This window comes from Kribbella orskensis, from assembly GCF_004342085.1.
Classification (GTDB): Bacteria; Actinomycetota; Actinomycetes; order Propionibacteriales; family Kribbellaceae; genus Kribbella; species Kribbella orskensis.
In genome coordinates this window covers 412,852-437,145 of record NZ_SLWM01000001.1, presented here as the reverse complement: position 1 = coordinate 437,145, position 24,294 = coordinate 412,852, and the positions used below count along the sequence as shown (strand labels likewise).

General features: G+C 68.1%; 28 protein-coding genes. 18 read left to right on the top strand and 10 right to left on the bottom strand.

Annotated elements, in window-relative coordinates; genetic code table 11:
• Window positions 1-205: 205 nt before the first annotated feature.
• Window positions 206-505, top strand: a complete 300-nt coding sequence (locus tag EV644_RS02230; protein WP_132187200.1) for a hypothetical protein — start codon at window positions 206-208, stop codon at window positions 503-505.
• Window positions 506-519: 14 nt separating this feature from the next.
• On the opposite strand, the gene EV644_RS02225 is transcribed toward EV644_RS02230, so the two are convergent.
• Window positions 520-1,503 carry a LacI family DNA-binding transcriptional regulator gene (locus EV644_RS02225; RefSeq protein WP_132187201.1) on the bottom strand — a complete coding sequence of 328 codons (984 nt, stop codon included), beginning with the start codon at window positions 1,501-1,503 and terminating at the stop codon, window positions 520-522.
• 102 nt (window positions 1,504-1,605) lie between these two features.
• Here EV644_RS02225 and EV644_RS02220 point away from each other — a divergent pair, with 102 nt between their 5' ends.
• From EV644_RS02220 to EV644_RS02210, 3 genes are read left to right on the top strand one after another with little or no spacing between them, the layout of a single operon-like run.
• Window positions 1,606-2,643, top strand: a complete 1,038-nt coding sequence (locus EV644_RS02220; RefSeq protein WP_132187202.1) for a Gfo/Idh/MocA family oxidoreductase — start codon at window positions 1,606-1,608, stop codon at window positions 2,641-2,643.
• Complete coding sequence (locus tag EV644_RS02215; protein ID WP_132187203.1) at window positions 2,640-3,413, top strand: TIM barrel protein; 774 nt, start codon at window positions 2,640-2,642, stop codon at window positions 3,411-3,413. The genes EV644_RS02220 and EV644_RS02215 overlap by 4 nt, the downstream gene beginning before the upstream one ends.
• A 53-nt stretch (window positions 3,414-3,466) precedes the next feature.
• Entirely contained in the window at window positions 3,467-4,210 is a 744-nt protein-coding gene (locus tag EV644_RS02210) for a GntR family transcriptional regulator (protein ID WP_132187204.1), read from the top strand.
• Window positions 4,211-4,249: 39 nt separating this feature from the next.
• Here the strand turns inward: EV644_RS02210 and EV644_RS02205 are convergent, their stop codons facing one another.
• Together EV644_RS02205 and EV644_RS02200 are read right to left on the bottom strand one after the other, a co-directional pair.
• On the bottom strand, window positions 4,250-5,506 hold the full coding sequence (locus EV644_RS02205; RefSeq protein WP_132187205.1) for a hypothetical protein: 1,257 nt from the start codon (window positions 5,504-5,506) through the stop codon (window positions 4,250-4,252).
• Window positions 5,507-5,530: 24 nt separating this feature from the next.
• Window positions 5,531-6,031 (bottom strand): SigE family RNA polymerase sigma factor, encoded by a 501-nt coding sequence (locus tag EV644_RS02200; protein WP_132187206.1) that lies wholly within the window; start codon window positions 6,029-6,031, stop codon window positions 5,531-5,533.
• A 287-nt stretch (window positions 6,032-6,318) separates the two neighbouring features.
• Between EV644_RS02200 and EV644_RS02195 the strand changes: the two genes are divergently transcribed.
• From EV644_RS02195 to EV644_RS02160, 8 genes are all read left to right on the top strand, one after another.
• Window positions 6,319-7,596 carry a TadA family conjugal transfer-associated ATPase gene (locus EV644_RS02195; protein WP_132187207.1) on the top strand — a complete coding sequence of 426 codons (1,278 nt, stop codon included), beginning with the start codon at window positions 6,319-6,321 and terminating at the stop codon, window positions 7,594-7,596.
• Window positions 7,596-8,456, top strand: a complete 861-nt coding sequence (locus EV644_RS02190) for a type II secretion system F family protein (protein ID WP_132187208.1) — start codon at window positions 7,596-7,598, stop codon at window positions 8,454-8,456. The genes EV644_RS02195 and EV644_RS02190 overlap by 1 nt, the downstream gene beginning before the upstream one ends.
• A complete protein-coding gene (locus EV644_RS02185) occupies window positions 8,453-9,391 on the top strand; it encodes a type II secretion system F family protein (protein WP_132187209.1) in 939 nt (312 codons plus the stop codon). Before EV644_RS02190 ends, EV644_RS02185 begins: the two co-directional genes overlap by 4 nt.
• 14 nt (window positions 9,392-9,405) lie before the next feature.
• Entirely contained in the window at window positions 9,406-9,603 is a 198-nt protein-coding gene (locus EV644_RS02180; RefSeq protein WP_132187210.1) for a hypothetical protein, read from the top strand.
• 80 nt (window positions 9,604-9,683) lie between these two features.
• Entirely contained in the window at window positions 9,684-10,037 is a 354-nt protein-coding gene (locus EV644_RS02175; protein WP_241997813.1) for a TadE family protein, read from the top strand.
• Complete coding sequence (locus EV644_RS02170) at window positions 10,034-10,522, top strand: hypothetical protein (RefSeq protein ID WP_132187212.1); 489 nt, start codon at window positions 10,034-10,036, stop codon at window positions 10,520-10,522. The genes EV644_RS02175 and EV644_RS02170 overlap by 4 nt, the downstream gene beginning before the upstream one ends.
• 77 nt (window positions 10,523-10,599) lie before the next feature.
• Window positions 10,600-10,998: a pilus assembly protein TadG-related protein gene (locus EV644_RS02165; RefSeq protein WP_132187213.1), complete on the top strand. Its 399-nt coding sequence runs from the start codon at window positions 10,600-10,602 to the stop codon at window positions 10,996-10,998.
• Window positions 10,999-11,060: 62 nt separating this feature from the next.
• Window positions 11,061-11,855 carry an SDR family NAD(P)-dependent oxidoreductase gene (locus EV644_RS02160; RefSeq protein ID WP_132187214.1) on the top strand — a complete coding sequence of 265 codons (795 nt, stop codon included), beginning with the start codon at window positions 11,061-11,063 and terminating at the stop codon, window positions 11,853-11,855.
• An 18-nt stretch (window positions 11,856-11,873) separates the two neighbouring features.
• Here EV644_RS02160 and EV644_RS02155 read toward each other — a convergent pair whose 3' ends face one another.
• Window positions 11,874-12,722, bottom strand: coding sequence for an NAD(P)H-binding protein (locus tag EV644_RS02155; protein ID WP_132187215.1), 849 nt, complete (start codon window positions 12,720-12,722; stop codon window positions 11,874-11,876).
• A 69-nt stretch (window positions 12,723-12,791) separates the two neighbouring features.
• Between EV644_RS02155 and EV644_RS02150 the strand changes: the two genes are divergently transcribed.
• From EV644_RS02150 to EV644_RS02140, 3 genes are all read left to right on the top strand, one after another.
• Window positions 12,792-13,427: a TetR/AcrR family transcriptional regulator gene (locus tag EV644_RS02150; protein ID WP_132187216.1), complete on the top strand. Its 636-nt coding sequence runs from the start codon at window positions 12,792-12,794 to the stop codon at window positions 13,425-13,427.
• A 128-nt stretch (window positions 13,428-13,555) separates the two neighbouring features.
• The gene (gene prfB / locus EV644_RS02145; protein ID WP_132187217.1) at window positions 13,556-14,677 is read left to right on the top strand and encodes a peptide chain release factor 2; all 1,122 of its coding nucleotides are present in this window, start codon (window positions 13,556-13,558) and stop codon (window positions 14,675-14,677) included.
• Window positions 14,678-14,708: 31 nt separating this feature from the next.
• Window positions 14,709-15,491, top strand: coding sequence for a pentapeptide repeat-containing protein (locus EV644_RS02140; RefSeq protein WP_132187218.1), 783 nt, complete (start codon window positions 14,709-14,711; stop codon window positions 15,489-15,491).
• On the opposite strand, the gene EV644_RS02135 is transcribed toward EV644_RS02140, so the two are convergent.
• Complete coding sequence (locus EV644_RS02135; RefSeq protein ID WP_132187219.1) at window positions 15,488-16,915, bottom strand: MFS transporter; 1,428 nt, start codon at window positions 16,913-16,915, stop codon at window positions 15,488-15,490. The genes EV644_RS02140 and EV644_RS02135 overlap by 4 nt on opposite strands.
• Before the next feature lie 113 nt (window positions 16,916-17,028).
• On the opposite strand from EV644_RS02135, the gene EV644_RS02130 reads away from it, so the two are divergent.
• Window positions 17,029-17,883 carry a helix-turn-helix transcriptional regulator gene (locus tag EV644_RS02130; protein ID WP_241997815.1) on the top strand — a complete coding sequence of 285 codons (855 nt, stop codon included), beginning with the start codon at window positions 17,029-17,031 and terminating at the stop codon, window positions 17,881-17,883.
• 80 nt (window positions 17,884-17,963) lie between these two features.
• On the opposite strand, the gene EV644_RS02125 is transcribed toward EV644_RS02130, so the two are convergent.
• Window positions 17,964-18,872 carry a LysR family transcriptional regulator gene (locus EV644_RS02125; protein WP_132187220.1) on the bottom strand — a complete coding sequence of 303 codons (909 nt, stop codon included), beginning with the start codon at window positions 18,870-18,872 and terminating at the stop codon, window positions 17,964-17,966.
• A gap of 73 nt (window positions 18,873-18,945) precedes the next feature.
• Here EV644_RS02125 and EV644_RS02120 point away from each other — a divergent pair, with 73 nt between their 5' ends.
• Entirely contained in the window at window positions 18,946-19,848 is a 903-nt protein-coding gene (locus EV644_RS02120) for an EamA family transporter (RefSeq protein WP_132187221.1), read from the top strand.
• Between the two features lie 155 nt (window positions 19,849-20,003).
• On the opposite strand, the gene EV644_RS02115 is transcribed toward EV644_RS02120, so the two are convergent.
• Together EV644_RS02115 and EV644_RS02110 are read right to left on the bottom strand one after the other, a co-directional pair.
• Window positions 20,004-20,732: a TIGR03943 family putative permease subunit gene (locus tag EV644_RS02115; protein WP_132187222.1), complete on the bottom strand. Its 729-nt coding sequence runs from the start codon at window positions 20,730-20,732 to the stop codon at window positions 20,004-20,006.
• Complete coding sequence (locus EV644_RS02110; protein WP_132187223.1) at window positions 20,729-21,811, bottom strand: permease; 1,083 nt, start codon at window positions 21,809-21,811, stop codon at window positions 20,729-20,731. The genes EV644_RS02115 and EV644_RS02110 overlap by 4 nt, the downstream gene beginning before the upstream one ends.
• Window positions 21,812-21,974: 163 nt before the next feature.
• Between EV644_RS02110 and EV644_RS02105 the strand changes: the two genes are divergently transcribed.
• Window positions 21,975-23,147, top strand: a complete 1,173-nt coding sequence (locus tag EV644_RS02105) for a serpin family protein (protein ID WP_132187224.1) — start codon at window positions 21,975-21,977, stop codon at window positions 23,145-23,147.
• A 20-nt stretch (window positions 23,148-23,167) separates the two neighbouring features.
• On the opposite strand, the gene EV644_RS02100 is transcribed toward EV644_RS02105, so the two are convergent.
• A complete protein-coding gene (locus EV644_RS02100; RefSeq protein WP_132187225.1) occupies window positions 23,168-23,707 on the bottom strand; it encodes a TetR/AcrR family transcriptional regulator in 540 nt (179 codons plus the stop codon).
• Complete coding sequence (locus EV644_RS02095) at window positions 23,704-24,219, bottom strand: SRPBCC family protein (protein ID WP_132187226.1); 516 nt, start codon at window positions 24,217-24,219, stop codon at window positions 23,704-23,706. Before EV644_RS02095 ends, EV644_RS02100 begins: the two co-directional genes overlap by 4 nt.
• Window positions 24,220-24,294: the final 75 nt, after the last annotated feature.

Genomic DNA, 24,294 nt, shown 5'->3' with positions numbered 1-24,294 from the left:
CGATGGGACCGGTATCCGAGGGATGAGCATCGAGGGGATTCTGCGGCAGTGTGTGGCGCGGCACCTGGCGCCGCGGCGGCTGCATGGGGACGACAGCCTTCGGTTGGCGTGTTCTGTCTCTTTCAGGGAAGACGCGTCCTGGGCGCTTGACGAGGAGGTTCCTGCTGAGCTGAGGGAGCTCTGGCAGGCGTGCGGTGAGGCGAGGTTGTTCACGGATGTCGACTACGGCCAGCGGGGGCTGGTGTTGCTAGGCCCCGAGGTCAGTTGGCGGCGGACCTCGGACCAGCAGTACCTCCGACCGGCTGACCGGCGTCCGGGCGACGTCGTCATCGGCGAGTTCCTTGGCGACCTGGAGCTCCTGATCTACGCCGGCGAAGCGGGCGACAGCAGGATCCTGGTGAGCCTGCCATTGGACCCGCGCGAGGACTGGTACCGAGTCGGAAACAGCCTGGAGGAGTTCCTCGTGAAGTATGTCGAGCATCAGGGCAGGAAGTTCTGGGAGTAGACGGGGCTCCGGGCTCAAGTGCGGGGTGAGGTGGTGCTGCGGAGGACTAGGCGGGGGGCTACTACTTCTTCGGTGGGTGGGGTTTTGGTGGTGAGTCTCACCGTTGCTCGTTCTACGGCGAGTTTGGCGAGGGCGGGGGTGGGTTGGGCGATGGTGGTGAGGTCGATGTGGGTGAGGGTGGCGAGGGTGGTGTTGTCGTAGCCGATGACGGAGAGGTCGTCGGGGACACGGAGGCCGGAATCCCGGACGGCGTTGAGGAAACCCACGGCCGCTCGGTCGTTGAAGATGGTGGCGGCGGTGATCTCGCCGGGGTCCTTGAGGAAGGTCTGCGCGGCGTTGACGCCGGCGTCCTCGGTGGATCCGCCAGGGAGGACTGCCGGGGTCAGCCCAGCTCGGCGCATGGCGTTGCGATAGCCGGTACGCCGTTCCGTGGCTCCCGGCGCCTTGCCGCCATCCACGTGGAGGATGTTGCGATGCCCGAGGTCGATCAGGTGCCGGACGGCCTGGCGGGAGCCGTCGACATCGTCGGTCCGTACTACGTCGACGCCGGCGGCCTTGACCTTGCGGGCTACGACGACCACGGGTTGAGGCGTCGCCAGGTCTGCCAGCGCGGACGCGGAGAGTTGCGGGCCCAACAAGATCAGGGCTTCGCAGCGGTAGTCCAGCAGCGACTGGATCGCCAGAGCCTCACTACGGGTCCGGGCGACCGCACTGAGAGCAAGGTCGTAGCCGGAGGACTCGGCCGCGGCGTACAGAGCCTCGACCAGATCGCCTTGGAAAGGAGCCTGTACGTCGAAGGTGACGCCGAGCAGGCGGGTGCGCGTCCGGCCGAGCAACCTGGCGCGGTGGTCCGGGCGATAGCCGAGCGCGGCACCGGCCTCCAGCACGCGGGCCCGGGTGGCCTCGCTGGCGCCGGGGGCGTCGCGGTAGACGATGGAGACGAGGGCTCGGGAGACACCGGCACGGGCGGCAACGTCCTCCATCGTCGGACGGCTCATCCCGAGAACTCCTTCGGATCGACACTTGACGAGCCCTATCAAAGCAGTGTTCGCTAGCCGGTGACTAGAGCGCTCTAGTAATTCACGGGAGGCGGGGCGGCCATGCGGACAGACCACGGGTTGCAGGTGATTCGTACAGCGTTGATCGGTGCCGGGCGGATCGGCACAATGCACGCGGGCAACGTCGCGCGCCGGGTCGCCGGCGCCGAGTTGGCGGCGGTGGTGGACCCGGTGGAGGAGGCGGCCCAGCGGCTCGCCGCGAAGTACGGTGCCAGGGCAACGGGTGACATCGACGACGTGCTGAAGGATCCCGACATCGACGCGGTGCTGATCACCTCCATCGCAGCGGTGCACAGCGAGCTGATCGTGCAGGCAGCCGAGGCGGGCAAGGCGGTCTGGTGCGAGAAGCCCGCCTCTTTGACGCTCGAGGAGATGGACCGCGCGATCGAGGCGACCCGGCAGGCGGGGGTGCCGTTCCAGGTCGGTTTCAACCGAAGGTTCGCCGCGGACTTCGCGGCTGCGCGTAAGGCCGTCGTCGACGGCGAGATCGGTACTCCGCAGCTGATGCGCTCGCTCACCCGTGATCCGGGGTGGCCGGCGGGGCTCAGCAACGCCGCGAACGTGAAGCCCTGGACGATCTTCCGCGAGACCCTGATCCACGACTTCGACATGCTGCTCTGGCTGAACCCGGGAGCCGAGCCGATCGAGGTCTACACGAAGGCGGACGCGCTGGTCGCCCCGGAGTACAAGGACGGCGGTCTGCTCGACACCGCCGCCGTGATGATCACCTTCGACAACGGCGCGATCGCCACCGCCGAGGCCAACTTCTCCGCACTCTACGGGTACGACGTCCGCGGCGAGGTGTTCGGCTCGAAGGGCATGGTCACCGCCGGGCGGCACGCGAACAGCCCGATGCTGCACTACGGCGAGAACGGCATCCGGCAGCACACCTTGCGAAGCGACGAGGAGATGTTCGTCGACGCCTACACCCAGGAGCTGCAGGACTTCGCGGAGGCCGTTCGCAGCAAGGGGGTCCCGCCTGTCACTGGCGAGGACGCCCGCCGAGCGCTCGAAGTCGCACTCGCCGCGATGACGTCCCACGAAGAAGGCCGACCGGTCAAGCTGGGTGCCGCGGCATGAGGCTCGCCGCTTGTGCGGAGATGTTGTTCACCGACAAACCCTTCGTGGAGCGTGTCGAGCTCATTCACAAGCTGGGTTTCGACGTGGAGATCTGGGACCACACCACCAAGGACATCGACGCGCTGATCAGCACCGGAGCCACCTTCTCCTCGATGACGGGGTACGTCCGCGGTTCGCTCACGTTCGACCAGGACGAACTGCTGAAGACAGCCGAGCAGTCGATCGAGGTCGCGAAGGCCCTGAACTGCCCGCGGCTCAACCTGCACGGCACCGAACTGGGCGAAGGCGGCCTGCCCCGCGTACCGCAGTACGGGATGAGTGGGGAGATGTGGCTGACAGCAGCCAAGACGCTGACGCGACTGGCCGAACTCGCCGCTCGGCACGACGTGATGTTCGTGCTCGAGAATCTCAACACCGAGGTCGATCATCCGGGCGTGCCTTTCGCCAGAGCCGCTGACACCTTTGCCTTGGTGAAAGCCGTCGGTCATCCGAATCTGCGGATGATGCTGGACCTGTACCACGCGCAGATCGGCGAAGGGAATCTCATCTCCCTGCTCGAAAAGACGCTCCCTTATATCGGTGAGCTCCAGGTCGCCGACGTACCCGGGCGCTGCGAGCCGGGCACCGGGGAGATCAATTTTCCGGCGGTCGCCGCCGCGCTCCGCAGAATCGGCTATTCCGGCACTGTCGGTCTCGAGGCCTTTGCACAAAGCGATAGTGAGCTCGCACTGCGCCGGTTCCGGGACGCATTCACAAACGAAGAGATCTGATCAAATCCGCGCTCTGACTCGACGGTAAGCCCCTGACACCCCAAGATGTGCCCATGAGCACCGTCCAGGTCAGCGTTGATCGCACCAGTCGCACTCCGCTTCACGTACAACTCGCGCAGCAGCTCGAAGCGGCGATCCAGGGCGGTGACCTCCCGGTCGGTTCTCGGCTCAGCAACGAGGTGGACCTCGCAGAGGCCTACGGTCTGAGCCGCCCGACGGTCCGGCAGGCGATAGCCCGGCTGGTCGATCAGGGACTGCTCGTACGCAAGCGCGGCGTCGGCACGCAGGTGGTGGGCAACTCAGGCCAGGTGCGGCGCTCGCTGGAGCTCACCAGCCTGTACGACGACCTGTCGGCGGCGCACCGGAAACCGCAGACAGACGTACTGCGCTTCGGCATCGCGCCGGCGAGCGCAGTGGTGGCCACCGCCTTGCAGTGCGAGCAAGGAGACCGCGTACTGCGCCTGGAGCGGCTCCGCAAGGCTGACGGCGAACCGCTGGCGCTGATGCGCAACTGGCTGCCGCCGGAGGTGCTCGACACGGATCCGAACACTCTGGCCGAGCGAGGGCTCTACGAGTTGCTCAGAGCCGAGGGGGTCCGCCTGAAGGTGGCGCACCAGACGATCTCGGCCCAGCCCGCGACACCAGAGCAAGCCCGGCTCCTGATGGAGGAGCCGGGCTGTCCGCTGCTGGCGACCACGCGGATCACCTACGACGATCACGGGCGTGCGGTGGAGTACGGGTCGCACCTGTTCCGCGCTTCCCGCTACGCCTTCGAACACACCCTCGTCCACCGCTGATCCACCCCTCAGAGGACCAGCGACGGACGAGGGCGAGCCTTACTTGGTCCCGGTGCCCGGGAACTTCCAGGCCTTGTCCTTGGCCATCGCCATCAGCTCATCCGGAGTGAACGCGGGCGTGGTCCGGGTGTGCTTGGCGTCCTTCTCCTGCGGGCCGTTGTAGCTCGTCATGCCGATCATGCGGCCGTCCGGGTAGTGGATCTCGACACGGTTGGAGACGACCCCGTTGACCTTCTGGCGGGCGTCGGCGTACGAGGGTTCGTTCTTCACCCAGCCGACCACGGTACCGTCCGACCGGACCTGGCAGTGCGCGATGCCTTCCGGCCCGCACTTGGTGACGGGCTGCTCGTAGGAGACGAAGACGTCGATCCGCGACAACCCCTTCCCGTCGTTGATCACGTAGGCCGCACCGTTGTAGCCCCCGGTGCCGCCGCCCCACGTCTCCGGCCGGGTGAAGGTCAGGTCGCGCGGCAGCAGTTTCTTCAAGTTGTGCAGGGTTTGCTGCACCGGTACCGTCGCCTTCCCCGCACCTGGCGACTTCGGCTCGGGCTTGGTCGGACCGGAGGTCGGCACCTTCTGCTGCAACGGGAACCGCCAGGTCCGGCTGTCCGCGATCGTGATCAGTTGTTCCAAGGAGAGCGCCGGCTTCGCGCGGGACTTGTCGACACCCTTCTCCTCCGCGGCGTTGAAGCTGATCAAGCTGATCGACCCGCTGCCGGGCCGGACGATAGTGACCGAGTTCCGGATCACCCCGCCCGGATTTCCTTCCCCGTAGGTGGGTCCGTTGGCCTCCACGCTGATGAGTGATCCGTCCGGGCGGGTCTTGCAGGTCCCGGGCTCCATGATGCAGGTGCCGTCCGCACCGGGCGCGGTCACACCGAGCGAGATCTTGGACGGCCCCTGACCGTCGTCGACGACGACAGCGGCGCCATGGAAGCCGTCGTCGCCCCAGGTCTGGGGCTTGCTGACCTTCAGATTGGCCGGCAGGAGCTTCATCAGCGTCGCCAGCGTCTCCTTCTGGGTGACCGGACCTGTCGCTTCCTCCGTGACGGACTGGCCGGCCGTCCCGGCGGCGGGCGCCTCGCCAGTACCGCCGAACAGCTGGGTACCGCCGATGACGATGCCGGCGGTCGCCAGTACTGCGCCTGCGCCGGTGAAGCTGAGCAGGGCGGTCCGGCGGCGGCGCAGGGTGGTGCCCCGGCGCATACTGCGTTCGACCAGGTCGGTGGACTCGGGTTCGAGGTTCTCGGTGGCCCGGCGCATCAGGTCGGGCAGGGTGTCGTTCAAGTTGTTCATCGGGCTGTCTCCTGGGACGTCAGGTCAGAGTGCGATCAGGTGGACGGCGTCGTCACCGAGGACGGCCCGGAGCCGGTCCAGCGCCCGGGAGGTCCTGGTTCTGATCGCACCGGCGTTCTTGCCGAGATCGAGCGCGACCTGTTCGACGCTGCGATCTTCGAAGAACCGCAGCACCAGCACCGCACGATCGAGCGGGGCGAGCTCGGCCAGCGCCTTCTGCAGCGACAGCCGCAGTTCGACGTCGCCGGGGCGTTCGGCCCGGTCCGGCAGCGCCGAGGTGGGCTGTTCGGTCCAGCTCCGCCGGCGGCGCTGCGAGATGAACGTCCGCACCAGCACGGTCTGCGCGTACGCCGGCGGGTTGTCGATCCGCTGCAGGCCCCGCCAGGCGCGGAACATCTTGGCGAGCGTCTCCTGGACCAGGTCCTCGGCGTGGTGCCGGTCGCCCGCCAGCAGCCAGGCCGTCCGGTACAGATGAGGCGTGCGCGCCCTGGCGAACTCCTCGAAATCATCCGTCGTCGGTCTCATCACTGCCTTCCGTCGTGGTCTCACTCTCTACGACGCCCCGGCCGGACCTGCGTGTTACACCCCGGTCGGGACGATCAGGGGGACTGCGGGCGGTTGGCGGACTTGCAACAAGGTGCAATCGATTGGACCTGGACGTGAGCGAGTGGATACGTTCTGTGAGCCTGGGCTGCATCAGGGTTATCCACAGGCAGCAGGGACCGGGTTGGCGCCGGTACACCCTGGGTTGGGAGGATGGTCGCGCACAGTGACCAGTAGGGTCACCGGTCGAGACGTCAACTGGGGAGACGATGACAGCCGACAGACTTGCCGCGCGCCGGTCCGGCTGGAGTGGTGCGGTCGAACTCATCGACGCCCAGGTCCGCGAGGTGGTCCGGCGCGAGGGCATCGACCCGCTGCGCGACCCCGGCGCGGTGAACGCCATCGTGGCGATGGTCGTGAAGGAGTACGACGAGCGCAGCCTGACCGGGATCGTGCCGCCGATCGGTGACGTCGAGGCGGTCAGCCGCGAGGTGCACGACCGGGTGGCCGGCTTCGGCCCGCTGCAGCGCTATCTCGACGACCCGGCGGTCGAGGAGATCTGGATCAACGAGCCGAGCCGGGTGTTCATCGCCCGCGAGGGCCGGCACGAGCTGACCACCACGGTGCTGACCGAGGAGGAGGTCAGCGATCTGGTCGAGCGGATGCTGAAGACGACCGGGCGGCGGATCGACGTGTCCCAGCCGTTCACCGACGCGCGGCTGCCGGACGGGAGCCGCGTGCACATCGTGCTCGGCGGCATCACCCAGCGGTATGCGGCGATCAACATCCGTAAGTTCACCGTCCGCGCGACCAGGCTGGCCGACCTCGTCTCGCTCGGCTCGCTCACCCCGCACGCGGCCGCGGTGCTGGACGCGGCTGTTGCCTGCGGCCTCAATATCCTCGTCTCGGGCGGCACCCAGGCCGGAAAGACCACGATGCTCAACGCGCTGGCGGGTTCGATCCCGGGCAGCGAGCGGGTGATCAGCTGTGAAGAGGTCTTCGAGATCAAGCTGCCGATCCCGGACTGGGTCTCGATGCAGACCCGGCAGGCCGGCCTCGAGGGCACCGGCGAGGTGCGGCTGCGCGACCTGGTCAAGGAGTCCCTGCGGATGCGGCCGTCCCGGGTGATCGTCGGCGAGGTGCGCGGTGAGGAATGCCTCGACCTCCTGCTGGCCCTGAACAGCGGACTTCCCGGCATGTGCACGATCCACGCCAACTCGGCGCGCGAGGCGCTGACGAAGATGTGCACCCTGCCGTTGCTGGCTGGGGAGAACATCGGCTCACGGTTCGTGCTGCCGACCGTGGCGGGCTGTGTCGACCTGGTGGTGCACCTCGGCATCGCGGCCGACGGGCAACGGCGGGTCCGGGAGATCGTGGCCGTGAGCGGCCGGATCGAGGATCAGGCGATCGAGACCGAGACGCTGTTCGGCACCATCGACGGACACCTGCGTCGCGCCGAAGGACAGTTGCCGCATCCGGAGCGGTTCCAGCTAGCGGGATACTCGCCTGCCGGGTTGCTCACCGAGTTGCCGCGGGGTGTGAGCTGATGGGACTCCTTCTCGGGCTCTTCTTCGGTATCGGCCTGCTGCTGATCATCTGGACCTTCGTCGCGCCCGCTGACGCCAAGCCGCGCACCGAAGGCCGGCTGACCGCGCGGAGCCGGGAGTTGCTCGCGAGCGCCGGAGTCGAAGGCGTGACCCCTTCTGCCTTCATCGGCGCCTGCTTCATCACGGGCTTCATCGCGTTCGTCCTGATGTTCGTCGTCTCGGCGACGCTGCCGATCGGGTTGATCTTCGGGATCATGGCGGGTGGCGTGCCGGTGGCCTTGCTCAAGAGTCGCGCTCGCCGGAGGCTGGCCGAGTTCCGGGAGCTTTGGCCGGACGTGGTGGACAACATCGCGTCCGCAGTACGGGCCGGCCTGTCCTTGTCGGAGGCGCTTGCCCAGGTCGGCGAGCGCGGGCCGGTGCCGTTGCGGGAGCCGTTCAGGAGGTTCGGGGCCGACTACGCGTCGACTGGCCGGTTCGCCGATTCCCTCGATCGGCTGAAGGCGCGGCTGGCCGATCCCGTCGGCGACCGGGTGATCGAGGCGTTGCGGATCGCTCGCGAGGTCGGTGGCGGTGACCTCGGGCGGTTGCTGCGGTCGTTGTCGAGCTTTCTGCGCGACGATGCCCGCACCCGGTCCGAGCTGGAGTCACGGCAGTCGTGGTCGGTCAATGGTGCACGGGTCGCTGTGGCGGCGCCCTGGCTCGTGCTGGCGATGTTGTCGTTCCAGGGTGACGTGATCCAGCGCTACAACTCACCGATCGGCGCCTTGATCCTCGGGATCGGCGCTGTCGTCTGCGTCGTTGCCTACCGCGTGATGCTGCGGATCGGCCGGCTGCCTGAGCCCGAGCGGGTGCTGCGATGAGTCCGGTCCTCGTCGGCGGGTTGCTCGGGGCAACGTTCGGGGCGAGCCTGCTGCTGATCGTGCGGCGGTTGCCGTTCCTGCGGAAGCCCTCCGTGGACGACCGCATCGGCCCGTACCTGCGGGACATCGGCGGCTCGGACGTCTTTCTGGGCGTGGTCGACTCCGGCTCGCCGTTCTACGCGATCCTGCGGTTGTTCGGGCCGTCGCTCCGCGCCGGCGCGGTCCGCCTCGAGCGCATCCTGGGCGGAGCGACCTCCGTCCGGCGGCGACTGGCCCGGGCCGGGATCGACCGTACCGTTGAGGAATTCCGGATCGAGCAGCTGCTCTGGGGCGCCGCCGGCTTCGGCGGTGGACTCCTCATCGCGTTGGTCGCCCTGTCCCTCGGACTCGGCAATCCAGTCGGACTACTCGTCCTCTGCGGGATCCTCGCAGTACTGGGGGTGCTGTCGCGGGACACCTATTTGACCAGCCAGGTGCGGCGCCGGGAACGTCGCCTGCTCGCCGAGTTGCCTACTGTCGCGGAGCTCCTGGCGCTCTCCGTGGCTGCGGGCGAAGGACCTGCCGCAGCTCTCGATCGCGTGGCTCGTTCGTGCCGAGGTGAGTTGGCCGATGAGCTGCAGCGAGTCCTCTCCGAGACCCGTGCGGGTGATCCGTTGGTGCGGGCCCTCGACGCGCTGGCCGACCGGAGCGGCCTGCTGGCGTTGACCCGATTCGCCGACGGCCTCGCGGTTGCCCTCGAGCGAGGGACGCCGCTGGCCGACGTACTGCGGGCGCAGGCGGGGGACATCCGCGAGTCGAGCAGACGGGAACTGATCGAATCCGGCGCGCGCCGGGAAGTAGCCATGATGGTTCCGGTGGTGTTTCTCGTGCTGCCGGTGACGATCGCCTTCGCCTTCTATCCGGGTGCTGTCGGAATCCGGCTGATCGCCGGATGAACTGAGGAGATGCCATGTCACTGTTGCTGACCAGACTGTTCCTGATGCTGGTGGTGAAGCCCCGGCCGGCGCGCAAGGAACGCGGCGACGTCCCCGGCTGGGTCCTGATCACCGTGATGACCGCGGGCCTTGTCGTCGCCATCTGGGGCGTAGCCGGCAGACAACTACAAGACATGCTCGAAAATGCCCTGGACTCCGTATCCAACAAATGACCCCACCTCCCTTCGTGACTCTCGCCGCTGCCCGCGTCGCCGGATGGGCCAGGTCGCCGCGTGGCGAGCGAGGTGCGGCGGTGGTGGAGTTTGTGATGGTGGCGATGTTGGTGGTGCCGCTGTTTCTCGGCGTGCTGCAGGTGGGGTTGTTCCTGTATGTGCGGAACACGATCACGGCGGCTGCGTCGGAGGGGGCGCACTACGCGGCGGTGCTGAATCGTGAGCCGGCGGACGGCGAGGCACGGACGCGGGAGCTTGTCAGCGGCGTGGTCCGCAACGAGCTGATCGAGTCGGTCGACGGGCAGGCGACGGATGTCGACGGCCAGCCGGGCGTGCTGATCGTCGTGAAGGCGCACATGCCGCCGCTCGGGTTGTGGGGGCCGGGCGTCGAGTTCACCGTCGAGGGTCACGCCGTCAAGGAGACCGGCGAATGAGCCGCCGACTTCCGGGCCTGGTGGTGCGGCGGATGTCGCCGTACCGGCGGGAGGAGAGGGGGAATGCGGTCGTGGAGTTCTCTTGGTTGGCGTTGTTGCTGTTGGTGCCGCTTGTGTACGTGATGCTCGGGGTGTTCGACGTACAGCGCACCTCGTACGGGGCGACGGCGGCGACGCGAGCGGCTGGGCGGGCGTTCATCATCGTGCCGGCCGGGTTGACGGAGGATGACGCGCGGGCTCGGGCATTCGAGGCGGCGCGGCTGGCGATGAAGGACCAGGGGGTGGAGTTGAGCCCCGGGCAGTTGAAGATCAGCTGCAATCCGGCCTGCCTGGAGCCTGGATCCACCGTCACGGTCGAACTCGACGCCGAGGTGCCGTTGCCGTTCATCCCGGATGCGCTGGGTGGCGAGCGCCCGGCCGTCCACGTCAGCGCCTCGCACACCGAACCCTACGGCGACTACCGAGAAGCCAAGGGCAACGGATGACGACCGGTACTGCGTTCAAAGCGCGGCTGACAGCGCGCGGGCCAGGTCGACCCGGTCTGCGGAACGAGCGTGGGCAGATGACTGTGCTGATCATCGGATTCACCGCGGTGATCCTGATGATGATCGTGGTGGTGACCGACATTTCGAAGGTGTTTCTGGTGCGGCGGGATCTGGATGCGACTGCCGACGGGGCGGTGCTTTCCGCGGCCAACGGGTTGGCGGCTGTCTATGCGCAGGCCGGTGCGAGTGGGAATGCGGAGATCGATCCGGAGGAAGCCCGCAGACTCACCGCGGAGTACCTCGATTCCGTTGGCGCAGGCAACCGTTTCGACGGGCTGGACTGGTCTGCCGACGTCACCGGGACCACTGTCACCGTCCAGCTGAGCTCCTCGGTCGACCTCCCGTTCGAGCCACCCGGCTGGCAAGGCTCGGCAGAGATCGCGTCGGACGCGGCGGCCGTCGTACCAATTCGTTGACGGGCGCGTAGTCGGGGTGGGTGTGCCAGCGGGCTGTGCGGGTTGTCGTGCACGATGGGGTGATGGATATCGAGCTGGCGGGTCGGTGGGCGTTGGTTTCGGGGTCTAGTCAGGGGATCGGGCAGGCGATCGCGACCGAGCTCGCGCGGTCCGGGGCGTCCGTCGTCGTGAACGGGCGCAGCCAGGACAAGACCGAACGGGCGGCCGAGGAGATCCGGAAGGACGTGCCCGGCGCCGAGCTGATCCCGATCGCCGCGGACCTGGCATCGGCCGAGGGTGCCGAGCAGCTCGAGGAGCAGGTCGGCGAGCTGGACATCCTGGTGAACAACCTCGGCATCTTCGGCGCGAAGCCGGTGCTGGAGATCGACGACGACGAGTGGCGCCGGTACTTCGAGGTGAACGTGCTCTCGGCGGTCCGGCTGATCAGGATGTACCTGCCGGGGATGATGGAGCGCGGGTTCGGGCGGGTGATGAACATCGCGAGCGACTCGGCCGTGGTGACCCCGCTCGAGATGGTGCACTACGGGATGACGAAGACCGCGTTGCTGGCGGTGACGCGGGGCTATGCGAAGGCCGCGGCGGGGACCGGGGTGACCGTCAACTCGGTGATGGCCGGGCCGACGCACACGCCGGGCGTCGAGGACTTCGTCCACGAACTGGTCGCTGACGAACTACCCTGGGACGAGGCGCAGGCGCAGTTCATGAAGGAGCACCGCCCGTACTCGTTGATCCAGCGGCTGATCGAGCCCGCCGAGATCGGCAACATGGTCGTCTATCTCAGCTCGGAACAGGCCTCCGCGACCACCGGCGGCGCAGTACGGGTCGACGGCGGCTACATCGACTCGATCCTTCCCTAGGAAGCGCCCAGTCCTTCTCTAGAAGACAGTCGGGTTGTCCTTCAGCCACTGTTCGAAGGTGCGGCCGGCGTGGCCGGTCAGCAGTTCGACGGTGTGCTCGATCGGGTGCGGTGTGCCGACGCGGGAGGCCCAGTAGGACATCAGGGACTCGAGCTGCGCGGGATTGCGCATGGTCGCCGCCATCTCCTCGCGAGCCTCGGCCGGGGTCAGTTCGACCTGTTCGATCGGTACGCCGGTGAGCTCGGTGATCAGGTCGATCTGACGACGTCGGGTCATCGACTCGGGCCCGGTCATCGGATAGCCACGGCCGTCGTGCTCGGCGCCCGGGCCGTCCAGGAGCACCCTGATCGCGACGTCCGCGATGTCCTGCTCGTGGATGGGCGCTTCCTCGGCCTCGAGGTATGGCAGCCGGATCTGACCGGTCGCGCGGATCTGGTACGACCAGTAGATCGCGTTCGTCATGAAGGTGCCGGGCTGCAGCCGCGTGCTCGCGAACGCGCCGCCGAGGATCACCCGCTCGACTCCTGAGTGCGGATCAACCGCTCGGCCGCCGAGTGCGGATCCGGCCGCGGCGTCCTCGTGGCCGGCCTGGGACGACATCGAGGACAGCAGGACCACCTGTTTCACCCCAGCCGCCTCGGCCGCTTCGACGAACAACGCCGCAGTCAACGGATCGGAGTACAGGAAGACCTGGGAGATGTCCTTCAGGGCCGCGGACCAGGACGAGCCAGAGGCGGAGTCGAGGGCGATGGTGCCCAGGAGGTCAGGTTCGCGGCTGGCGACGCGGACCTCGCGACCGCTGGAGACCAGGCCGGCGCGGACTGCACGGGCGATCTTGCCGCGACCACCGGTGATGAGGATTGTCATGGACTAACTCCAAAGATGTAGTGACTACAAGAATGGAGGAAGTAAAGCATGCGGCTCTAGAGTGTGTCCATGCAGATCGAAGGGCGGCGGGAGCGGAAGAAGAAGCAGACGCGGCAGGCCATCTCGGACGTGGCGACCGGTCTGTTCATCGAGCGCGGGTTCGACGCGGTCACGGTGGCCGAGGTCGCCAAGGCAGCCGATGTCGCAGTGCAGACGGTGTTCAACCACTTCCCGACGAAGGAAGACCTGTTCTTCGACGACACCGACTGGTGGACCGGCCCGGCCGAGGCGATCCGGCTGACCGCGCCCGGAGACGATGTCGTCGAGGCGCTGAAGCAGCACTATCAGCAGCAGATCCGCGAGCGGCTGCGGTCGGGGCACCTGGCGACGTGGGCATCGTTCACCCGCACGCTCGAGGAGAGCCCAGCGTTGCTGTCTCGGCGGCGGAAGAACGCAGAGGAGATGGAGGAGTTGATGGTCGCGGCCCTGCTGGAGCGCGATGAGCAGCTTCGACCGCTGATGGCGCGGCTCATCGCCGCTCAGTACGCGGCCGCTCAGAAGGTGCTGGAGGCGGAGTTCGCCCACTTCGTGCCGGATCGGCCTTCGGGAGTCCAGGTGGCCCACGCCGACGGTGCGCTCGAAGAAGCCGTCAACACGGTCTTCGGGGTCCTGCACCACGGCCTGACCCCCAGAGCGCCGGCCTGAGGTCCTGACCAGGGGGAGTCGCTGACGGAGCTGGTGCCGGCGGGGCGGCTGTGGTGCCGAGTTCCACGCGGGACGCCTGAGGTGCTGAATTCCCAGCCAGAGACACGGAGCGGGTACGCTGCTTGGTTGTGGCTGGACCTGATTTCGACACTGACCTGAAGCAACTCGACGCAACCCTGACCTCGATCGAGAAAGTGCTCGATCTGGAGGGCATGCGCCGAGAGATCGCCGACCTCGGCGAGCAGGTGGCCGCGCCCGACCTGTGGGACGACCAGGCGAACGCGCAGAAGGTGACGTCCCGGCTGTCCAGCCTGCAGGCCGACCTGGAGCGGGTCACCAAACTGCGCAGCCGGATCGACGACCTCGGCGTGCTGATGGAGATGGGCCGCGAGGAGAACGACGCGGACACCCTGGCCGAGGCGGAGAAGGAGATCGGCGCGCTGACCAAGCTGGTCCAGTCGCTCGAGGTCCGCACCCTGCTGTCCGGCGAGTACGACGAGCGCGAGGCGCTGGTGACCATCCGGTCCGGCGCGGGTGGCGTCGACGCCGCGGACTTCGCCGAGATGCTGCAGCGGATGTACCTGCGCTGGGCGGAGCGGCACGGCTACGCCACCGAGGTGTACGACACGTCGTACGCGGAAGAGGCCGGGCTCAAGTCGACCACCTTCGGCGTCAAGGCGCCGTACGCCTACGGCACGCTGAGCGTCGAGTCGGGCACGCACCGGCTGGTCCGGATCTCGCCGTTCGACAACCAGGGCCGTCGGCAGACCTCGTTCGCCGCGGTCGAGGTGGTCCCGGTGCTCGAGCAGACCGACGAGATCGACGTGCCCGAGGAAGAGCTGCGGATCGACGTGTACCGGTCGTCCGGCCCGGGTGGTCAGAGCGTCAACACCACCGACTCGGCGGTCCGGATCACCCACATCCCGAGCGGCACGGTGGTCTCCTGCCAGAACGAGAAGTCGCAGCTGCAGAACAAGGCCAGCGCGATGGTGATCCTGAAGGCGAAGCTGCTCGCGCTGAAGAAGGCCGAGGAGCGGGCCGAGATCGACGCGCTGCGCGGTGACGTGCAGGGCTCGTGGGGCGACCAGATGCGCTCCTACGTGCTGCACCCGTACCAGATGGTCAAGGACCTGCGCACGCTGTACGAGTCGGGTAACACCAGCGGGGTCTTCGACGGCGAGATCGACGAGTTCATCGAGGCCGGCATCCGCTGGCGCCGCACCGGCCAGACTGCCGCCGAGCAGAACTAGTACTGCGCCGCCCGCGGTCGTCCAGGTAGTCGTGATCCGAGAAGATCTCCGCGCGGACTGCAGCAACTGCTACGGACTCTGCTGCGTCGCGCTGACCTTCTCGAAGTCCGCCGACTTCGCGATCGACAAGGACGCGGGCGAGCCGTGTCCGAACCTGCAGGAAGACTTCCGCTGCGGCATCCACAGCAAGCTCCGCCCAGCCGGCTTCCAGGGCTGCACGGTCTACGACTGCTTCGGCGCCGGGCAGAAGATCTCGAAGCTCGCCGGCAGCAGTTGGCGCGAGCAGCCGGGCCAGAGGATGTTCGAGGCGCTGCCGATCATGCGGCAGTTGCACGAGCTGCTGTGGTACCTGGCAGAGGCCCTCGAACGCCCGGAGACCAAGTCGATCCACCCCGACCTGCGAGCCGTGAGCGACCAGATAGAGAAGCTCACCCTCGAGCCTGATGTGACGACGGTCGACCTGCCCGGCGAGCGCGAGGCGGTCAACGAACTCCTGCTGCGGACGAGCGCCCTGGTTCGCGGCAAGCAGAGCAAGAAGAAGGAGCGCCGCGGAGCCGACCTCTTCGGGGCCAGACTCCGCGGCGCGGACTTCAACTCCGCCAATCTCCGAGGCGCTTACCTCATCGCGGCCGATCTCCGCGACGCCGATCTCCGGAAGGCCGACCTGATCGGCGCCGACCTGCGGGACGCCAACCTCGAAGGCGCGGATCTCAGCGGTGCCTTGTTCCTCACGCAGTCCCAGGTCAACGCGGCTCGCGGCAATCAAGCCACCAAGCTGCCCACCGCGCTGAACCGGCCGCCGCACTGGGACTAGCGCGTCCTGAGCTGGTGAGTCACCGGCGTCATCAGCAACGAGATCGCCGTGATCGCCAGTGAGACCGCGGCCAGCGCACCGCCCTGTCCCCACGAGGTCCCGGCCAGCGACAGGTACGCCGTACCGACCGTGGCCGCGCCGAGTGCCAAGCAGGTCTGCTGGCTCGTGAGCAGGATTCCGCTGCCGAGTCCGGCCTGTGCCGGTGGGACCTGGCCGACGACCACACCCATCAGCGGAACCATCACCAGGCCGCTGCCGAACCCAGCGATGAGCATCGGCACCGCCAGGGACCACGGAGTCACGTCAGGCCACAGCGTCAGAGCCACCACAGCAAGTACGGCGTACCCGACTGATTGCACGATCCAGCCGCGCAGGATCAGACCGGCACCGTACCGCTGCTGCAGGCGGGGACCGTAGATCGACGTGATCAGGAAGCCGACCGCCATCGGGAGCAGGCTCAGGCCGCCTTCCAGCGGGGACATCCCGGCCTCACCCTGGGTCGCCAGCGCGAAGACGAACATGAAGCCGCCGAAGGTGGTGAAGAAGCCCACGGCCAGCAGCAAGCCGATCCGCATCGGCCGCAAGCGCAGTACCGACGGCGGAATCAGCGGCGCCGAGCCGGCCCGCTCCGACCGATGTTGGTGTACGCCGAGCAGCCCGACGGCTGGAATCGTCGCGGCCAGCGAGATCCAGGTCCACGTCGGCCAGCCGAGCGGACGGCCCTCGGTCAGCGGCAGCAGCAGGAGTACCAGCGCGAGCGCGAGCAGGCCCGCACCGACCAGGTCGACCCGCTGGGCCTTCTCGGCGCGAGTCTCCGGAAGCAGTTTCAAAGCAGCAGCCAGCGCGACGAGCCCGACGGGAACATTGACCAGGAACACTGCCCGCCAGCCGAGGTCGAACACGTTGGCCTCGACCAGAACGCCGCCGAGGATCTGGCCCAGTGCGGCAGCCGCACCACCGGCCACGCCGAACATCGCCATCGCGCGAGCGCGGTGCTCGCCGGTGAGCAGGCTGCTGATCGACGCGAGCACCTGCGGAGTCATCGCCGCGGCAGCCGCGCCCTGGACGACCCGGGCAGCCAGCAGTACGCCGATCGTCGGGGCGATCGCGCAGATCAGCGACATCACGGTGAAGCCGAACAGGCCGAGCAGGAAGAGCCGCTTGCGGCCGAAGCCGTCGCCGAGGCGACCGCCGACCACGAGCAAGGTGGCGTTGGCGATGCCGTAGCTGCCGACGACGAGTTGGAGCTCGCCCGAGGTGGCCTGCAGATCGGACCCGATCGCGGGCAGGGCGACGTTGATGATGAAGAAGGAGAGCATCGGCAGGAAGGCGCCGAAGAGCAGAGTGGTGAGCGCCACCGGGCCGAGTGGTGACGCCGTGCGCGGCTCGGTGGCCACGCGGGCGGTCTGGAGCTGGTCTGTCATGTCACCCACTCTGCGCCGACTCCGAGCCTGGTGGTGAGAGCCTGTTTATCCTGGTATTGGCAGCACCTGGCACCAGCCTTTCGCCACCCGGGCAGACGGACCACCATGGAGATGTGAGCGTCCTGACCAGCATGCCAGCCACCACCGACAAGGCCGAGCGGCGGCGGGAACTGGCGGCGTTCCTGCGCAGCCGGCGGGAGCGGATCCAGCCTGAAGAGGTCGGCTTCGCCCCGGGCGGCCGACGCCGTACTCCGGGCCTGCGGCGCGAGGAGGTCGCCCAGCTCGCCGGAGTCGGGGTGACTTGGTACACCTGGCTGGAGCAGGGCCGCGACATCAACGTGTCGGCCCAGGTGATCGAGGCGATCTCGCGCACGCTCCGCTTGGACCGGCTGGAGCGGAACCACCTCTACACACTCGCGGGCATCGCCCTCGGCCCGGCGAAGGCTGCCTGCGCGGCGTTGCCCGCCTCCATCCAGAAGATGCTCGACAAGTTCTCGCCCTATCCCGCGCAGGTGATGAACGCGCGGTACGACGTCCTGGCCTTCAACGACGCCTATACCAAGGTGATCCTCGACATGGCGGCGGTGCCGTTGGAGGAGCGCAACCTGCTCTGGCTCACCTTCGTGTCCGACGATTGGCGGTGTGCGTTCATGGACGGCGATTCGATCAAGATGCACCTGGTCGCGGGATATCGTGCGGCGCTCGCCGACCACCTCGGCGAGCCCAGCTGGCAGGATCTCACCGATCGGCTGCTCGCGAGTTCTCCGTTGTTCGCCGAGCTCTGGGAGCGGTACGACGTGGCCGCGCCGAGCGCCAAGATCAAGCTGCTGCAGAACGAGAAGGTCGGCCTGCTGAGGATGGAGCCGGCCAATCTGTGGCTGACCCAGCTCGGTCAGGTCCGCGCCACCGTCTACACCCCGGTCGACGAGGAGACCGAGACCAAGCTCCACACCTTGGTCTACGGCTAGCAGGGAGGCCCTGGCCGGCGTAGGGGCGGAACGCCGGCCCGGGGGTTCAAAATCTTCAGCTCGGCCTTCGATCGCACGGATTAAGCGGTGTCCCGGTGCTGCCAGCCTGCTTTGAGGGCGGCCAGGGTTACTGCGATGGCGGGACGGCGGGCGGTGGCTGTGCGCCAGACGGCGTACAGCCGCCGGCTCGGGGCCGGCTGCAGCGGTACTGCGACCACTCCCTCGGGCAGGGGGCCGCGTCCGAGGCGGGGGAGCAGGCCGATACCGATGCCGCGGGCAAGCATCGCGAGTTGGGTCTGGTACTCCGCGACCGCGTAGGCGACATCCGGTTCCACTCCGGCCTTGCGCATCGTGCGGATCAGCCAGTCGTGGCAGATCGTTCCCGCCGGCTGGCAGATCCAGCGCTCGCCCACGAGGTCGTCGGCGCGCACGAACTCCTTACCTGCCAGGCGATGCGTAGCGGGTAGCAACACGTCGGCCGGGTCGGAGCCGAGCTTCACCCGGGACAGTTCGTCGGGCAGGGCGAGGGGAGTGTTGTGCCAGTCGTGCACGACCGCGATGTGGATCTCACCCCTCGCCACCGCGGCCACAGCCTCGAACGGATCGGTCTCGCTCACCCGCACGTCGAGTGCGGGGTTGTCACCGATCAGCCGCGGCAGTACGGCGGGCAGCAGGCCGCGGGCGGCCGTCGGGAAGGCGGCGATCTGGAGCGACCCGATCGCCTGGCCGTGCTGTTCCTCCAAGGTCAGCTCGGCAGCTTCGACGAGTTCCAAGACCTGGGCAGCCGTGGCCGCGAGCTGCTGGGCCGCGTCGGTCAGGACGATCCCCCGACCGCGTTTCTCGACGAGGACGGTCCGCGTCTCGCGCTCCAGCTTGGCCAGCTGCTGAGAGATCGCCGACGGGGTGTAGCCGAGCGCGCCGGCCGCGCTACCGACCGAGCCGTGGAGCGCGACGGCGTGCAGTGCCCGGAGCCTGCCCAGATCGATCATGTAGCACCTCTTCAGTGTCAGCCATAGCAATCTTCGCTGGTCCTTAACTGTAGACCAGCCCAGACTGGAGTCCATGAACCCGCGTCACATGCTCCTCGCGCTGGCCGTCGTGGTCGTCTGGGGCGTCAACTTCGTCGTCATCGAGGTGGGCCTGGAAGGTTTCCCGCCGCTGCTGTTCTCGGCCCTGCGGTTCTTCTTCGCGGCAGTGCCGGCGATCTTCCTGCTCGGCGGACCACGGGTCGCCTGGCGCTACGTGATCGCGGTCGGCCTCGCCCTCGGCATGGCGAAGTTCGGCCTGCTCTTCATCGCGATGGATCGCGGCGTGCCGGCCGGATTGGCGTCGCTGGTGCTGCAGTGCCAGGTGATCTTCACGCTGCTGTTCGCGGTACTTGTACTGCGGGAGCGGCCGCGCCGCACGCAGCTGGCCGGGATCGCGATCGCCTGCGCGGGCATGGTGCTGATCATGCTGGACCACGGGCTGGCGGCGCCGCTCGGAGCGCTAATGCTCGTGATCGCCGCGGGCGCGTGCTGGGGAGTGTCCAACATCGTCACCCGGCACGCCAAGCCGCAGGACACGTTGCGGTTCATGGTCTGGGTCAGCGCGGTCGCAGTACTGCCCCTGTTGCTGCTCTCCCTGCTGACCGAGGGAGCCGGCCGAGATTTAGATGCCTTGCGCAACATCAGCCTCACCGGAGTAGGCGCCATCGGCTATCTCTCGTTCATGGCCACCCTGTTCGGCTTCGGCGTCTGGGGCTTCCTGCTCCGCCAATACGACGCGAGCACCGTCGCGCCGTTCTCCCTGCTCGTCCCGGTGGTCGGGATGGCCGCGGCGTGGCTGCTCCGCGGCGAGGCGGTCGGCCTGCAGCAGGGGATTGCGGCCGTCCTGATCATCGGCGGCATGGCGTGCACCGTACTTCGCCGCCGAGTCCGGCCTGCCGCGAAATCGCCCGAGCAAGTGCTCACCGGAGCAGTCTGAGCCGGGCCTGCATCAGGGCGAAGCCGAGCGGGTTGAGGCAATGGCTGTTCTGGCCGAACTTGTGAACGTTGCCCTCGACAACCAGGTCGAAGCGGTGCTGGAGCGCAGGCCCGACGCCAGACCCTCGAGCAGGTCGGTCGTGCTGAGGGGCGCGGTCACTCGTACTGGTTGGCCGGCGGTGTCACGTTCCGCACCCCGGTGATGGTGAGGGCGGCGACGTCCCCGTCGGCGCGCTTCGTCGGCTCGGCCCACTCGCCGGTGACGGTGACCCACTGGTTCTTCGGCGGCGCGGCCTGGCCGCGGGCCTCCACCATGAACGCGGTGCCGTCGGCGACGCAGCAGGTCAGCCCGATCCGGGAGACGTACCAGGTGCCGTTCTTGCCCGGAGTCACGAACCCGGTCAACTGGAAGTTCCGGCCCTTCATGCTCTCCTTCTCCCAAACGGCCCAGACGGCGTAGTCGCGCACGGCCAACGGTACCGGGGTGCCGCCCTGGGCGCTGTCGGCGAGCCAGGAGTGGCCTTTGGGGGCGATCGGTTTCGCCGCGACCGGGGACTGCCGCTGCGCCGCATCCGCGCCGAGGGCGGGTGGGTCGACCACCAGCAGGGCGAAGATCGGGACCACCAGGAGCCAGGCGGCTCGGGGGAGGAGGTGACCGTGGCCGTGTCCGTCGTGGCTGTGGTCCGGGTTGGGTTCTGTGGCGGTTTTCTTGCGGGTGTCGGCGAGGACGTCGGCCACGGCGAGAATGATCAGGACGGCGCCGGCCGCGAGCAGCATCCAGCGCATCCCGGGCTTCACGTAGCGGAGGTAGGTGTTCGAGGTCGCCAGCTGCACGACCGCGGCCCCGACGAACACCACGACCAGTCCCGCGACATTGCGCCTCACAGCAGCCACCACCCGACGAGAAGACTGGACAGGATCGCCACCACGAAGGTGGCGGGCGCGAACCTGACCGCGAACCTCGGCCCGAAGGTCCCGGCCTGCAACGCGATCAGTTTCACGTCGACGATCGGCCCGACCACCATGAACGCGAGCCGGGCGGTCAACGAGAACTGCGTCAGGCTTGCCGCCACGAAGGCGTCCGCCTCGGAGCAGATCGCGAGCAGCACGGCCAGCAGACCGAGTACGACGACCGAGAGCAGCAGGGTGCTCGCGACATGGTCGAGCCACTCCCGCGGTACGACGACGTTCAACGTGGCGGCGGCTGCCGCTCCGATCACGAGGAACCCGCCGGCGTGCAGGAAGTCGTGCAGCATCGATGAGCGAAACACCTCGAGCTTGCCGGTGCCTTCGGCGTGCCGGCTATTCGGCAACTTCAGCCAGGAATCGCCTTTGCCGGTCAGCAGCCACAACCAGCCGAGCACCATCGACACCCCGAGCGAGGTGACCGCCCGCGCGACGACCACCTTCGGCTGGCCCGGGAACGCGACCGCCGTGGACGCGAGTACGACGGGGTTGATCGCCGGTGCGGACAGCAGGAACGCGATCGCCGCCGCGGGGGTGACGCCGCGATTCATCAGCGCGGCGGACACGGGGACGGAGGCGCACTCGCAGCCGGGCAGGATCACCCCGGACGCACTGGCCACCGGTACTGCGAGCGCCGGGTGCTTGGGGAGTGCCCTCGCGAAGAAACTGGCGGGGACGAAGGCGGTGAGCGCGGCGGACAGCAGCACGCCGAGCACGAGGAACGGCATCGCCTGGACCGTGACTCCGACGAACATCGTCGCCCAGGTCCGGACCCCGTCGTCGGTGAACAGCCCGGCGAAGATCCTCCGCCCGAACAACGCCAGCCCGACCAGCACCACCAACGTCGCCGTGAACGCGACCGACGACCCCATCGAGTCCTTGTCATCCGGGACAGGCGACGGGGGTTCGGGTGAGGGAGTAGAGGCGCCGGGAGTTGCCGGGGTGGTGGGGGAATCTGGGGGTTTGGTGGCCTCGGCGGAGTCGGCGGGCGTGCTCATGGGCGGCATCCTGGCACAGCGGAACGCGCCCGCACGAGCACGGACAGCAGCGGCGAAATGAAAATCAGCGTCATTCCGCCGAATAATCGCGATCGCCCCTGCCGGCCCCTGAAGACTCCCGTTCGACGGGTCCGATGACCCTCCACATGGCACTGTGGTCCGTATGGATGCCGACGTCGTGCAAGCCGTCAACAGCCTCACCTCCCGCTGGGCGCAGCAACTGCCGCCCGGCACCACCGTCGTGTCCGGGCTCGGCCTCTGGCCTCTGCTGGCACTCCTCGCGACAGCCGCCGACGAACCTGGCCGCTCCGAGCTCGCCGAGGCGGCCGGCGTCCCTGCCGACAGCGCCGCGACCAGCGCGGTCGAGCTGATGCGGACCGTCGACGAGTCCGCCGATCTGCACGCCGCACTCGGCGTCTGGGTCCACGAGCAGCTGAAGCTGAGCGAGTCGTTCGACACCGTCATCCCGACCGAGCTGACCGGCACCCTCACCGGCGATTCCTCCGCCGACAAGGCGAAACTCGACGCCTGGGCCGCCCGGCACACGGACAACCTGATCCGCGAGATGCCACTCGAGGTGACGCCGGACCTCTCGGTAGTACTGGCGTCTGCTCTCTCCCTGCGCACCACTTGGACGCGCCCGTTCAAGGAACAGATCAAGCGCCAGTACGACGGGCCGTGGGCGGGTGGCTCGTGGCACTGGCTCGAGCGGAGCGACCGGGAGCTTGACTCGGTACGGTTGTACGAGGGCGGGCTCACCGTGATCACCGTGCAGGGGGACGCGGATGTGGACGTGCTGCTCGGAATCGGCTCGCCCGGCGCGGCGCAGCCCGAAGTACTGGCTGGGCTTCTTGCTGCGTCAGTGAAGCCTGCGGGTGGGCAGGCGGGTGCGGCGTTGGTTCAGCAGGGACAGCCGGGGCAGGAGGTCGCGCCGGGGATCAAGATCGGGCTGACGACGTCGGCTGTGCCGGAGGTGAAGTTGTCGCTGCCGTCGTTCAAGGTCGAGATGGAACACGATCTGCTGGCGCAGCGGGAACTCTTCGGGCTCAGCACGGTGAGTTCACCGCCTGACGGGCCGGGTCACTTCAGCGCGATCAGCCCGGAATCCTTGGTGGTCGGACAGGCCAAGCAGACGGTGCTCGCCCGGTTCTTCGCCACCGGTTTCGAGGCGGCGGCCGTGACGGCGATGGGACTGATGCGCGCGTCGATGCCGACCAAGCAGGAGCGCCGGCTGGACGTCTCCCTCGACCGCCCGTTCGGCTTCGTCGCGGTGCACCGCGACTCCCGCCTCCCGGTGGTCGCCGGCTGGATCGCCGAGCCGACCGAACCGGAATGATCTTTGAGGCGTGGTAATCCTTACGGCGTAAAGAGTTTGTTGAGCAGGTCTGAGGCCGCGTCGACGCCGGCCCGGTCGCCGGTCAGCAGCAGGTCGAACAACAGGCCCCGCGACGCTGCCAGCCCGAGCCGCGCGTACGCCGGCGCCTCGTCCGGCGGGAGCCCCGCACGGACGCACAGGTCGATCAGCGGAGGTAGCCAGACGTTGATCAGGTCTGCCTTCAGTGCCTCGGTGTGCGGCAGATCCTGCATCGCGTGAGCGGACAGTTCGAAGAACAGCGGGCCGTAGATCAGCGCTGCCTCCGTGACGAGTCGCCAGAACTGCTCGGCCTGCTCCGCCAGTGGGAGATCCTTCTCGCTGAGCATGGCCAGCAGGTCGCGCTGTTGCGCCTCGACCGTGCGAACCACCTCGGCAAGCAGCCCCTCGCGCGAGCCGAAGTGGTAGATCAGCATCCGGTGGCTGGTGCCGATCGAGGCCGCGATACTGCGGAGGCTCGCGTCACCGATCCCGTTCTTGGCGAAGTGCTCGACCGCGCCGTCGAGGAGACTCTCGCGACTCACGCCGGCCCGGCAGCCGGCTCGCCCGACCCCGACCCGCCCGATCCCGACCCCGGCCCGGCGGCCCGGTTGCCCGGCTCTGGATCCGTGGCGGGCGTCGCCTGTTCGCTGACCTTCTTGAGGCTTTCGCCCTCGATCGCGATGTAGCGGCGGGTCAGGCCGGCGTAGAGCTTCCCGAACATCCAGCCGATCGGTCCCTCCTGGATGATCGTCGAGGTGGCGACCGTGCCTTCGGGTGTCACGGTGACGCGGTGGCCGCCGATCGTCTTGATGCCGGGAGCGCGCGAGACCCATTCGAAGTATTCGCCCTCGACGACCTCGGTCACCTCCCAGATCGCGACCGGGAGCTTCGGCTGACGGATCCGGGTCTTGGCGCCGACGTGGATCCTGCCCTCGTCGAGCCGCTCGACCGAGTCGATCGTCGAGGTCCATTCGGGCCACTTGGCGACATCGCTGAAGATCGCCCACACGCGTTCGGGTGGGGCCTGGACTGTGACTGAGTGATCGAAGCGCATGTACCAAATGGTACATCGATCTGGCCCGGCCGCAAACGGTTATCGGAGCGTGCGCGGGCGGAGTACGGAGGGTGA